Consider the following 11156-nt stretch of genomic DNA (forward strand, 5'->3'; position numbering starts at 1 on the left):
GCCTCGTCGGCCGCGGCGGTCGTGGCCGCCATGTCGCCGATGCCGAGACCGACCTCGTCCCACGTGCCCGCCATCAGCCCGTACGCCTCGATCGCCGTGGCGACGGCCTGCTCGTACTCCTCCAGGAACGAGCCCGTGAGGTCGTCATCCCCCCACGACGGCTGCCGCAGCAGGGCGTGGACCGGTTCCAGCGCGCCGGCGTAGCCCTCGGCGTGCTGCCGGGTCGCTTCGGCGTCGGTGAGCATGGCGGAGGTATCTGCATACACGCGTCGAACCATAGCCAGCCAGAAATGAATGGGCGGACGCTTACATATTCCTGGAAATGCATTGATGGCGGCCTGACCTTTTTGGTTAGCCTTGGCCGGTGCCGATGAAACGGTGAAGGAGTGAAATGCTGTCCGAGTCGTCCGCGTGGCGGGATGTCGAGAACGCCGACCGTGCCGTGGCCCAGGCCGAGGAGGCGGTGCGCCGCGTCAACGAGGCGCAGGGCAGGATCGCGCAGCTGACGGGCGAAGGGACCAGCAAGGACTCACTGATCCATGCGGTCACCGACGCCGAGGGCGGCCTCGTCGAGATCACCCTCGACCCGCGTGCCATGAGACTGGACAGCAAGGGCATCGCGCAGGGCGTGACCACTGCGGTCAAGCGCGCCCAGGCCCACGCCAGGAAGCAGGTTCAGCAGCTCGTCTCCGAGGCGCTCAAGGACATGGATCCGCTGGACGCGACGTTCGTCGACGACCGCGTCGCCCAGGTCGCGCAGGACCTGAACCGCCTCAGCCGCGCCACCACCGGAAAAGCCTGACGATCACCACACTCCTGCACAACCTGCGTGAATTTATCGACCTCTCGTGCTTAATTAGCCCGCATTTCTTCCGCCGTGCAGGATGACACCACCGGCGAGAAGCGCGGAAGGGGAGCACGCGTGGCGACACAACGGCAGCAAGGCCAGTTGCGTGGCTTGAAGGTGGTGGAGTTCGCCCACCTGGCCGCCGGCCCGCCGGCCAGCTCCGTGCTGGCCGGCCAGGGCGCGGACGCCGTACACGTCGAGCCGCCCGGTCAGGGGGACGCCACGCGCGATGGAGCCGACCCGGAGCGGGGTGCCGCCGTGGTTCAAGGTGGCGGGGCGGAACAAGCGATCGGCCACCCTGGACCTGCACGCCGAGGACGGCCGGGAGGCGGTGCACCGGATCAACCCCGAGGCGGTGCTGCTGCAGATCTCCGGGTTCGGGGCGACCTCGTCGCAGCGGGACGCGCCGGTTCGGCAAGGGGGAGGCCAGGAGCGGTGTGGTGCACCTGACGGGGTTCCCGGACGGGCCGCCGGTGCACACCAGGTTCTCCCATGGGGACGCGGTGACCGGGCCGATGGGTGCGTACGCGGTGCCGGCCGCCTCCCGGACTTCCACCAGGCGCCCTGTACGGCCCAACACGGGGTTCGCCGTGGCTGTGGTGGGGGCGGTCGGTGGTGCGGCCGGTGGCCGCCTGCAGCGCTTCGGCCACCTGGACGGCGGCCAGGTCGCAGCGCTGCAGCACCTGCTCGACCGCGGCCGCCCGGCACAGCCGTACGGCGACATGGCGCAGGTGTGAGGGCGGCGGGCCGGCCAGCACATCCGGCCGGGCGCTCAGCAGCGCCGCCAGTTCGTCCGGCTTCAGCTCGTGCAGGAAGGTCAGCAGCGAGCTCAGCAGCAGCGGCTTCGACACAGATCCTCATCCTGCCACCGCCGCCTGGTGCGGGACGAATCATCCGATTCCCGCAGCTCCCGTAGCTGTGATGGCGAGGTGGCGGTCCCGGAGGCTGTGGCCGGCCCGTTCGCTGGAGCCCGGTGCCCCCAACGGATATACCCTGACCTCCAAGGACGCGGCCGCCGTGCGTGACCCCGCCCTGGCCGCGTCCGCCTGCTCCGAAACCGTGCCCGCCGTGCCCGCCGTACCGCCCGATCCTGCCACCCTGCCCGCCCTCACCGGCGCCCGCCCGGTCGGCACCACTTCTTGCCAGCGCTGATGAAGGTAGGGCTTGAAGTCGTCGACGGCGCTGGGCTTGTTGGTCCATCGGCCCCACAACAGTTCCTCGGGTGAGGCGGTGTGCGCGTAACGGATCACGGTGCGGTCGCCCATCCGGAGCGGGCGGGCGATGGCTCGCAGGCTGTGCCTGACGGCTTTCAGTTCGTGGATTCGGGCGTGTTTGGCGCGGGTGCGCTCGGCGAACCGTGTCGAGCCCTGGCGGGCGGTGGATGGAACAGCACGTTCTGTCACCACAGGAATCTTGGCAGAGCCCAGAGCCTCTGGAGTGATACCCCTCAGGCCAGAGCCGCTATGTAGATAGTCCCGCGTTGACGGGCCTTCGATCATGTGGCTGCTTCGTTTTGCTTTCTCGGCGCTTGTGCTTGCTCGGTGTAGTGAGCGAGGTTGGCCCGGGCGCGGACCGTGTCGGGATGCTCGTCGCCAAGCACGTTCGCGAATATCGGTAGCAGGATGGTGAGCTGATCGCGGGCGGCGGCCGGATCGCCTGCTTGGCCCGTCCACAGGGCGAGTTCGTGCCAGGTGATCAAGGTGTCGGGGTGCTCAGCTCCTCGGACCCGTTCGTCTGCGGGCAGCAGGGCGGCGAACTGGTCGCGGGCCGCGGCGGCATCTCCCGCCTCACCGGTCCACCGGGCGAGGTTGTGCCGGGTGGTCAGGGTATCGGCATGCTCAAGGCCCAGGACGCGCTCGTGGATGGGGAGAAGGGCAGCGAGCTGGTCACGGGCTGCGGCGGCATCGCCGGCCTTGCCTGTCCATAGGGCGAGTTCGTGGCGGGTGATCAAGGTGTCGGGGTGCTCAGCTCCTCGGACGCGCTCCTCTGCGGGCAGCAGGGCGGCAAGCTGGTTGCGGGCAGCGGCAGGATCTCCGGCCTCGCCGGTCCAGGAAGCCACGTTGGCGCGTGTGTCCAGGGTGTTGGGGTGCTCGGCGCCCAGGACGCGTTCGCGTACGGGCAGCAGGGCCGTGTACTGGTCGCGGGCGGCGGTGGCATCTCCCGCATCTCCGATCCAGAAGGCCAGGTTGGCTCGGGTGGCCAGGTTGGCGGGATGCTCGGCGCCCAGAACACGTTCGCGCACGGGCAGCAGGGCAGCGAGCTGGTCGCGGGCGGCGGCGGTCTCGCCTGTCTCGCCTCGCCAGTGGGCAAGGTGGTGCAAGGTGGCCAGGGTGGCGGGATGCTCGGCGCCCAGGACGCGCTCGCGTACGGGCAGGAGCGCGGCGAGCTGGTCGCAGGCGGCGGCTGGATCGCCTGCCTGTCCTGTCCACCGGGCAAGGTTGTGCCGGGTGGACAGCGTATCGGGATGCTCGGCGCCCAGCACCCGCTCACGCACGGGCAGGAGCGCGGCGAACCGGTCGCGGGCACCGGCCGGATCGCCTGCTTCCCCCATCCAGCGAGCCAGGTCGGCGCGCACGGTCAGGCTGTCGGGATGTTCGGCGCCCAGCACGCGCTCCTGGATCGGCACCAGGGTGGCAAGCTGGTCGCGGGCGGCGGCTGCGTTTCCGGTCAGTCCGGTGTAGTGGGCGAGGTTGTGCCGGGCGGTCAGGACGTGCGGGTGCTCGGCGCTCTGGACGCGCTCGCGTACGGGCAACAGGGCAGCGAACTGGTCACGGGCGGCGGCGGAACTTCCGGTCAGTCCGGTGTAATGGGCGAGGTTGTGCCGGGCCGTCAGGGTGTCGAGATGATCGGCGCCGAGCGTGTTCAGGGTGTGGGCGTGGATGTGCCGTTGAACGTCCAGGGCGGTGATGTAATCGCCGCTCGCCTCCAGGTAGTCCTGCACCTGCGCCAGGGCCGGGGAGTCGAACGGCAGCACGGCGCGGGCATGGGGCAGCAGCAGGCGGTAGACGTGCCAGGTCGGCAGCCGTTCCGGATCGCTGGGCAGGGCCAGGTGGAGCAGTGCGGCGGCCCGGTCACGCAGGGCGTCCCGCTGCTCGCCGGTGAGCTGCGCCAGGGTGGTGGCCTGCACCAGCCGGTGCACGCTGATCAGCTCGTCCGGCTCGCCAGTCTCGCCGTCTCCGCCGTCTCCGCCGTTGGTGATGGTGATGGTGATGAGGCTGTAGGAGCGCAGCAGCGCCAGGGCCTCGCCGATGGCCACCTCATCGGCCCCGGCGCCGGAGGCGATGGCGGGCAGGCCGTCCAGGACAGCGCAGGGCAGGTTGTCGGGGGCGTAGCAGGCCAGCAGGTTGAGCAGGTGGCCGGCCAGCGGGTTGACCTGGCTGATGCGTTGGTGGGTCAGTGCCCACACCGTGGCCACCACGCGTTCGCTGTCCCCGCCGGCGGGGACAGCGGCGTGCATGCGAGTCGGCGCCTCGGTGAGCAGGTGCAGGTAGCGGCGCACTGTCATGCGGGGAGTGCGGGTGATGTAGGCGCCGGCCTGGCGCAGCGCCAGGGGCAGGTCGCCCAGCTGTGCGGCCAGTTCGTCCAGCAGGGCTTCTTGCTGCGCGGCCGGAGGCTGGAGCAGGCTGGTCAGCAACGCGGTGGAGGCGGGGCGATCCATCAGGCGCAGCCGCAGCGGGGTGATGTCCAGATGCTCCCAGCCGATGTCACGCCGGCTGGTGATCAGCACTTGACCTGGGCCGAGCCGGCCCAGGTGCGGCTCGATGTCGGCGACGTCCTCCACGTTGTCGAAAATCATCAGCCAGCCGGTGTGGGTGCCGAGCCAGGCCAGTGCCCATGCGGCGGCCTCCTGACTGGTGGCCTGCTCGGCGGCGGCCGAATCGATCCCCGCTACCAGGGCGCGGGTCAGCTGGGCCAGCCCGGCCTGGATCTGCGCCGCGCTGTCGGCCTGGATCCAGCCGACCAGCTGGTAGCTGTCGCCGTAGCGTCGCGCGTACTGCAGGGCCAGCTCGCTCTTGCCCACCCCGCCCAGCCCGACAACGGCCTGGCTGATCACCTGCGTGCCGGTGCCGCTCATCAGTGCCTGATGCAGCTGAGCCAGCACGTCCTCGCGCCCGACGAACGTGGCCACCGCCGGACGTGGCAGGCCCAGCACACCGCGCGGGGCGCTCACCCGGCTGACGTCGGGAAGCGATCGCCGAGACGACAGCAGGTCTCCGGTGAAGACCACACCCGCCAGGTCCCCGCCGACCGACACCGACCGAGGCGCCCTGGCCTGGGTAGGGCCGCTCACGCCACCCGAGACAGGGCCGCTGACCGCGATCGCGCCCGGGCTCCCCATCACCAGGCCAGGCCCGGCCTGCCCGATCGCGATCGCATGCTCGCCCTCAGCGCTGACCGGCCCGCTCAATCGCGCCGGACCGGTGACCTGGCCGGCTGCCGTCCCGCCCGGCATGTCGCTGATCGGCGCCGAGCCCGGCCTCGCGGGCACCTGCCCGCCGTCCGCGCCGATGCCTGACCCTGGGCTGGACGTGCTCAGTTGCGCCCACAGCGCCATGGCCGCGATCAGCAGGCCGAGCACGCCGATGACCATGCTGACCACGCTGGCCCGCTTGTCCAGCACATCCAGCAGCACGCTCGGCCCGTTTCCGGCATCGGCGGCAAACGCCCACACCCCGGTGCCCAGCAACGCCAGCGACAGCAGCGCCACCACCGCAACCACCCGGGGGCGCGACCGATGTCGAGGCCGGCGCCGCACCGGCTCAGGCTTGGGCTCGGACTCAGGCTCGGGCTCGGGCTCGGGCGGCGACGAAGTGCTCATCACTCCCCCAGCGTGACGCCCCGCCGCCCCGCGGTGAGCCCGTGTCGCAAAGCCGTTATCTGCCCCGCCAGCCAGTGGGAGTGTGTGCGGTGGCGACCAACACGGCCAGCGCGAGCATGACACCAAGGTGATCGGCTGATGTCAGAGCGTCCAGCCTCGCACCTGAAAGTGGTCCACGCCGACCCGGTCTCTGGCGGCCTGGAAGAACTCATTGACTGTCGCCCCGTGACCCCAATCGCACAAGATCGCGCGAGAAGCCATACCGCGGATGGCCTACCGCAGAAGTAGCAGCCCCGCTCGACAGGACGGGCAAAAGTTTGCCCCCGTTTCCGCTCTACGGCAGACGCGGAGAACGGCGTTGGGTTCATAACCTGGCTCAGTGTTTCCGCCTCCGACCCCCGCTGCCGGCCGCAAGGATGCGCCTCTCCAAGAGACCTCATTACGGCGCCCGAGCAGCTAATTCGCACAAGAGAGAAGGGACATATGCGTGCAGCCCTGACAGTCCTGGCCGGGACGACACTGGCCGGCGGCCTGCTGGTGAGCCCTGGCGAGGCTTCCAGCGCAACCGTCGTCGAGCTCAGGAACGCCGCCACAGGGATGTGCCTGGCGATCGGTCGCGGTGAAGCTCGTAAGGGCAAGTCTGCGATTCAGTGGCCTTGCATTCACAGCGCTGCGCAGCGCTGGGTAGAGACGCCCGAAGGATATCTGCAGAACGTCGCCACGGGGATGTGTCTGGCGATCGGTGGCGGCCAGGAGCGCAAGGGCAAGGCTGCCATCCAGTGGCCGTGCAATGGCCGATGGGAACAGCGTTGGAAGCAAAAGCTGACATGGCGTGGCTCCACCGATTCCCAAATCTCCGGCATGCCGCAGCACCTGATGAACGGCGCCACTGCGATGTGCCTGGCAATCGGGGGCGGCGAAGCACGCAAGGGCAAGAGCGCCATCCAGTGGCCGTGCAAGAAATCACTGGAGCAGGGCTGGCACATCAAGATAGTCGACTAGCCAGTGCCATCCGCCCGAAATGTCAATGGCTATGTGAAGGGTATCTTTGAACCCGGATCGTTCGCCCTAATAATGCAAGTGCTTGCCTACCCGAGCAGGGGTGCCGAACAATTCGAGCGCCACGATCCCGGCATCACATACATAAATCTTGGTGTTCATGGAGAATGCGGGCTGTAGTTGACACATGGTCGGTGAGTGGTCTGTTCGCTCACCGACCATCTCGTTATGTCGTGGGATGAGGTGCCGCGCAAGAATTCCTGGCAACTGTCGGACCACATCGGCCATCTGAACGCCAACCGGTTTGAGCACCTGCTCGCCCGTACCTCGCGATGCACGGAACGGCGGATCACATCCTCCACGTGCCGCAGGACCGTCGCCGGATGCTGGACGAAGTCATCCGTATCTGCCGCAAGCTGCTGGCCGCGTCCTGACTACAGGCGCTCAGGTACGGGAGCCTGGATGTGGCGGGCGGCCGGGGACAGCCACACCAGCGCGAGCGCGGCGAGGGATGCGGCCAGCGCGGCGAGGATCGGGATCTCGGGCCTGATCTCGTACAGGGCGGTGCTCAGGAGTGGGCCGACGATGAACGTGGCTCCGATCGTGGCGTTGACCAGTCCGGAGATCGTGCCCTGTTGTTCAGGGCCGACGAGCAGGGTGGGCGCGGCGGTGAAGCCGGGGAAGGCCAATCCGAGCCCAAGCGCGAGTACGGCGAAGGCCACGGCGATCAGGAAGAGGTTCTGGGCGAAGGCGAGGAGTACGAAGGCGGCGCCTGCGATGGGGGTGCCGGTGCGCAGCAATCGCAACGCGCTCCAGCGCAGGGCGGGCACCAGCGCACCCTGGACACCGACGATCACCAGCCCGGCGGTGAACAGGGCGATGCCGACCGCGCCGGCCGTGTCCTGCGGGTCCAGGCGCAGACGGTCCGCGATGAGAAAGCCGATGATCACCTGAACCAGGCCGAGCGACAGGTAGAGGAAGAAGCCGGTGGCGAACCACGGCCACAACCGCGCGTCCCAGGGCCGCACCCTGCCGCCGCCGTGTGGGCGGTCGGCCGGTTCCGCGCGCACCCCTCGTACGGCTACCAGCACCCACACCATCAGCAGGGCGGCCAGCACCGGAGCCAGGTAGAGCGGCAGCAGCAGCGAGACGACGGCGAGCGCGCCGCCTCCTGCCGGGCCGAGGACCAGGGAGACTCCTTGCGCGGCTCCGACCAGGCCGGTGGCGCGCGTACGTTCGGCGTCGCCGGCGGTACTGGTGGCCGCCACGGCGAGCGCGGCCACGGGCAAGGCCGCGAGCCCCACCCCGAAGATCAGGCTGCGGGTGAGGAGCATCAGCGTGAAGACGGCCGTTGGAGACATCGCTCCGTCCAGCCCGAAGGTGGCGACGGCGGCGAACCCTGCCAGACCGAGCGTGGCGAGTGCGAGCCCGGCGAGCAGGACCGCGCGTAACCCGATGACCCGCAGGGCGCTGCCCCACAGTGGGCTGGCGACGGTCAGGGCCGCGGCGGCGATGGTGATGACGAGCCCGAGCTGGGTCTCGGTCAGGCGCAGCTGGCGCGCCAAGGGCGCCAGCACGGGGGTCAGCAACTGCTGAGCCGAGTACAGCACCACCACGGTGACCAGCAGCGGAGCCATGGCCTTACGCATGTGGCGGGTCCCTTCTCGATGCCTGGCGACCGTGATCAAGCTATCGCATCACTTTCCAAAACCGGAGCTTTCAGCGCTTATCACCATATCGACGACAAAAACGGTTTTCACTATCTTGGAGCCGCGTCATCGGAATGGAGTCGCGTGACCGACCTGTGGCTGCGGTGTCGTACTCGCGTGGCGAGGCCCCGAGCGCGCGTCGTGTGTCTGCCACACGCCGGTGGCACCGCTGGCTTCTGTCTCTCGCGGGCCGCGGAAGCACCCGCCGACCTGCGCCCCCAACCCCTGCCCGTAGGCATCAATCTGGCCCCGGGTGTCGAAGTACGCGCCGGCAAGAACCCCTGCCGCGCCCGCGTGCGCTGGACGGACCCGTCCACCGGCAGGCGGCGATCCGCATCCGTCGCCCTGGCCACCGAGGAGGCAGCCACGGAGGAATACGGAGAAAGCGCCCTCACGGGGACATGACGGGGGCGGGTGTGATCTTCGGCAGGCCGGCGATTCCAGCGCCTGCGCCCAATCCCGCGCGCCGGCTGACCCGTGCGCCCCACGTTGCGGCCGTCCTTCCCCAAGCCAGCTTCATCGTCTATCGTCGATTTTCGATGGATGAGAACATGTTGGAGCGGCCCGAGGCCGAGGAGTATGCGAGCTGGTTCAAGGCGCTGGCCGACGCCACTCGCATTCAGATCGTGTCGCTGCTGGCCCGGCGCCGTGAGCCGATGACGGTGGGCGAGATCGTGGCAGCCTCCGGGGTGGGCCAGTCCACGGTGTCGCACCACTTGAAGATCCTGGCCGAGGTGCGGTTCGTCCTGGTGGACAAACAGGGCACGTCCAGCTTCTACCGGATCAACGAAACCTGTGTGAGCTGCTTTCCCACCGCCGCCGACGTGGTGATGGGCAACCCCGTCCCAGCCGCTCCCTCCTGCGACTGAAGGAGAAATCGTCATGGCACACGAGGAGATCGTCGCCCGCTACTCCAGTCTGGCCAAAGCCGCCGCCGGCGGTGAGACGGTCGTCGACTGCGCCTCCGACGCCTTCGATCAGGGCTGTTTCGGCGCGGCCGGGTATGACGACGACGTGGCCACGCTGCCCGACGGGGCGGTGCGGGCCAGCCTGGGCTGCGGCAACCCGGTCGCCGTGGCCGAGCTTCGCCCCGGAAACACAGTGCTGGATCTGGGCTCGGGCGGGGGCATCGACGTGCTGCTGTCGGCCCGCCGCGTCGGCACGCAAGGCAGGGTTTACGGACTGGACGCCAGCGCCGACATGCTCAAGCTCGCCCGCCGCAACGCCGAGCAGGCCGGGGTCGCCAACGTCGAGTTCCTGCACGGCACCATCGAAGGCATCCCGCTGCCGGACCGGTCGGTGGACGTGATCATCTCCAACTGTGTGATCAACCTGTCCGACGACAAACCCGCCGTGCTTGCTGAGGCGTTCCGGGTGCTCAAGGCGGGCGCCCAGTTCGGGATCAGCGACGTCGTCACCGACGGCGAGCACGACCCGCGCCGGCGGCGGGAGGTCGAGGAGCGGATCGGCTGCGCGGCCGGGACGCTGTCAGTGACGGACTATCACGCCCTGCTGCTCAAGGCCGGATTCGTCGCGACGAGGATCACGCTGACCGCCGATCACGGCGGCGGCGTCCACTCGGCCATCGTCCAGGCCACCAAACCCGCGATCGGCGACGGCCTGCAGATCCGGCCCATGCGGGAGGAAGACAGCGCGCAGGTACTGGCCGTCTACCAGGCGGGGTTGGACACCGGCCAGGCCAGCTTCGAGACCACCGCGCCCAGCTGGGAGGACTTCACCGCCAGCCGATTGCCGCACCTGCGCTACGTGGCCACCGACACCGAGAGCGGCGAGGTGATCGGCTGGGTCGCCGCATCCGCGGTGTCGAGCCGGCCGGTCTATGCGGGCGTGGCCGAGCACAGCATCTACATCCACCCCGGCCGCCAGGGGCAGGGCGTCGGCCGTGCGCTGCTGACGGCCTTCCTCACCGCCTGCCGGGACGCCGGAGTCTGGACGATCCAGTCGGGCATCTTCCCGGAGAACACCGCCAGCATGTCACTGCACCAGACGCTCGGTTTCCGGGTGGTCGGCACCCGCGAGCGCATCGGTCGCCATCACGGCGTCTGGCGCGATGTGGTCATGGTCGAGCGGCGCGGCCCCGTCGACTGAGCGCGCTTCCGGCCATTCGGCGTTCATCTTCTCGACATCGCCACCTGTCAGTATCGACATCTATCGACATCTATCGACATCGATGGATGACGACAAGGACGGGTCGTGGACGGACCGAACCTGCTGGAGTGTTGCTCGCCGCTGGCCCGCGAACCGCTCGGTGAGCAGCAGACGAGCGAGATGGCTCGCGCCTTCAAGGCGCTCGGCGACCCGGTACGGCTGCGCATCGTCTCCCTGGTGGCCAGTCACGAGGGCGGAGAGGCGTGCGTGTGCGACCTGACCGCCGGCTTCGAGGTCGGCCAGCCGACGATCAGCCACCATCTCAAGGTGCTCAAGCAGGCCGGGCTGCTCACCTCCGAGCGGCGCGCCTCCTGGGTGTACTACCGCCGCATCGTGCCGGACCGATTGGCCGGGCTGTCGGCCCTGCTTCGCCTGCCCGCCGAGGTGGCCGGGTGATCCCACTGCGGCGCAGGCTGCTGGCGGAGTTTCTCGGCATCGGGCTGCTGCTGGTGCGTGGCCTGTTCGGCCGCCTCCAAGCGGGCACTCCGGAGCCGGTCGTCCCTCGATCGAAGTGACCGCCCTCGGCGACCCGGGCCGACCGGCCATCGTGGATCGGCTGCTGCTGGGCGACGCCTCTCCCGGCGAGCGGGGAGTGGTGGGGCGCCGCCGCTGC

The 11156-nt window shown here is 69.4% G+C and carries 11 protein-coding genes and 1 pseudogene; 9 read left to right on the forward strand and 3 right to left on the reverse strand.

The genetic code is table 11. The features are described from left to right. Nucleotides 1-266: hypothetical protein (locus KME77_RS23605; protein WP_219471121.1), on the reverse strand; the 266-nt coding region annotated here is incomplete at its 3' end. Between the two features lie 125 nt (nucleotides 267-391). Here KME77_RS23605 and KME77_RS23610 point away from each other — a divergent pair. The 4 genes and pseudogenes from KME77_RS23610 (at nucleotide 392) to KME77_RS23625 (ending at nucleotide 1999) form a co-directional block, all read left to right on the forward strand. Beyond that, nucleotides 392-802 carry a YbaB/EbfC family nucleoid-associated protein gene (locus KME77_RS23610; protein ID WP_219471122.1) on the forward strand — a complete coding sequence of 137 codons (411 nt, stop codon included), beginning with the start codon at nucleotides 392-394 and terminating at the stop codon, nucleotides 800-802. A 120-nt stretch (nucleotides 803-922) separates the two neighbouring features. Then, a complete protein-coding gene (locus tag KME77_RS30550; protein ID WP_219471123.1) occupies nucleotides 923-1297 on the forward strand; it encodes a CoA transferase in 375 nt (124 codons plus the stop codon). After that, nucleotides 1282-1584 (forward strand): annotated as a pseudogene (locus tag KME77_RS23620) (CoA transferase); the annotation flags it as partial. The gene KME77_RS30550 and the pseudogene KME77_RS23620, both read left to right, overlap by 16 nt. Before the next feature lie 184 nt (nucleotides 1585-1768). Next, complete coding sequence (locus KME77_RS23625; protein ID WP_219471125.1) at nucleotides 1769-1999, forward strand: hypothetical protein; 231 nt, start codon at nucleotides 1769-1771, stop codon at nucleotides 1997-1999. A gap of 343 nt (nucleotides 2000-2342) precedes the next feature. Here the strand turns inward: KME77_RS23625 and KME77_RS23630 are convergent, their stop codons facing one another. Further along, complete coding sequence (locus KME77_RS23630) at nucleotides 2343-5558, reverse strand: tetratricopeptide repeat protein (RefSeq protein WP_219471126.1); 3216 nt, start codon at nucleotides 5556-5558, stop codon at nucleotides 2343-2345. A gap of 591 nt (nucleotides 5559-6149) precedes the next feature. Here KME77_RS23630 and KME77_RS23635 point away from each other — a divergent pair. Further along, on the forward strand, nucleotides 6150-6668 hold the full coding sequence (locus KME77_RS23635) for an RICIN domain-containing protein (protein ID WP_219471127.1): 519 nt from the start codon (nucleotides 6150-6152) through the stop codon (nucleotides 6666-6668). Between the two features lie 431 nt (nucleotides 6669-7099). On the opposite strand, the gene KME77_RS23640 is transcribed toward KME77_RS23635, so the two are convergent. After that, nucleotides 7100-8314, reverse strand: a complete 1215-nt coding sequence (locus KME77_RS23640) for an MFS transporter (RefSeq protein WP_219471128.1) — start codon at nucleotides 8312-8314, stop codon at nucleotides 7100-7102. Between the two features lie 476 nt (nucleotides 8315-8790). Between KME77_RS23640 and KME77_RS23645 the strand changes: the two genes are divergently transcribed. The 4 genes from KME77_RS23645 to KME77_RS30015 all read left to right on the forward strand — a co-directional run bounded on the left by KME77_RS23645 (nucleotide 8791) and on the right by KME77_RS30015 (nucleotide 11058). Further along, entirely contained in the window at nucleotides 8791-9243 is a 453-nt protein-coding gene (locus tag KME77_RS23645; protein WP_308250853.1) for an ArsR/SmtB family transcription factor, read from the forward strand. Nucleotides 9244-9256: 13 nt separating this feature from the next. Continuing rightward, complete coding sequence (locus KME77_RS23650) at nucleotides 9257-10483, forward strand: GNAT family N-acetyltransferase (protein WP_219471129.1); 1227 nt, start codon at nucleotides 9257-9259, stop codon at nucleotides 10481-10483. A gap of 105 nt (nucleotides 10484-10588) precedes the next feature. Further along, nucleotides 10589-10939 carry an ArsR/SmtB family transcription factor gene (locus tag KME77_RS23655; protein ID WP_308250854.1) on the forward strand — a complete coding sequence of 117 codons (351 nt, stop codon included), beginning with the start codon at nucleotides 10589-10591 and terminating at the stop codon, nucleotides 10937-10939. Then, complete coding sequence (locus KME77_RS30015) at nucleotides 10936-11058, forward strand: hypothetical protein (protein WP_281424237.1); 123 nt, start codon at nucleotides 10936-10938, stop codon at nucleotides 11056-11058. Before KME77_RS23655 ends, KME77_RS30015 begins: the two co-directional genes overlap by 4 nt. Nucleotides 11059-11156 lie beyond the last annotated feature (98 nt).

Source organism: Nonomuraea rhizosphaerae (assembly GCF_019396405.1).
Lineage (GTDB): Bacteria > Actinomycetota > Actinomycetes > Streptosporangiales > Streptosporangiaceae > Nonomuraea > Nonomuraea rhizosphaerae.